Genomic DNA, 658 nt, shown 5'->3' on the forward strand with positions numbered 1-658 from the left:
AACGGGCGCTTGCGGCCCAGATCCATGGCGCGTTCCTCGCAGGCGAGCGTCGCGGTCGCGGCCTCGGGCCCGTCATCGCTGTCGAGCGTGTCCGCGAGCCCGTCCCACAGCACATCGGCCGCCTCGATCTGGCCCTCGGGGCCGAAGAGCGCGAGGCGCAGCGTCACCCGGCGGCGCTGGAACTCCTCCAGCTCGGCCAGCGCCACCACCTCGGGATCGAGCCCCGACAGCGTCAGCGTCAGCCCCGGCATCTCGCCGCCCGAGGTCTCCTGCGCCTCGCCGATCCGGAGCATCTGCCCGGCCGCGCCGAGATAGGTCACGCCGTCCCACTCGACGCTGCCATGGCCCGTGAACATCGCCAGATCCCCGCTGTCGAACCGGCACTGCACCAGCAGGCCGAGGATCCGGTCGCCGCTGGTATCCATCACAGCGCCTCGACGATTTGCAGGGTGCGGGTGCGGAGGCGGGCCTGGCTGACGGCGAGCGCGGTCTCGGGCCCGGCCAGCGCCCAGCTGCCGTAAGGTGCGCGCAGCGCGACCGGATCGCCCGCCGCGACGGGGGCGCGCAGGCGGGGCCAGAGGGTGAGGGTCTGCCGGAAGGCGGCCGTGGGGGCCTCGGCCCCGGTCACGATATGCAGATGGCCGTCGAGGGTCAGATA

General features: G+C 73.4%; 2 protein-coding genes. Both read right to left on the bottom strand.

Features of this window, described 5'->3' with window-relative positions:
• Nucleotides 1-425, bottom strand: a 425-nt coding sequence (locus BYZ73_RS21525) for a hypothetical protein (RefSeq protein WP_112317594.1), incomplete at its 3' end; no start/stop codon positions are given.
• Nucleotides 425-658 (bottom strand): hypothetical protein (locus BYZ73_RS23175; protein WP_181498169.1); only part of this gene is annotated, 234 nt, incomplete at its 5' end. The genes BYZ73_RS23175 and BYZ73_RS21525, both read right to left, overlap by 1 nt.

The organism is Rhodovulum viride, assembly GCF_003265965.1.
GTDB lineage: Bacteria > Pseudomonadota > Alphaproteobacteria > Rhodobacterales > Rhodobacteraceae > Rhodovulum > Rhodovulum kholense.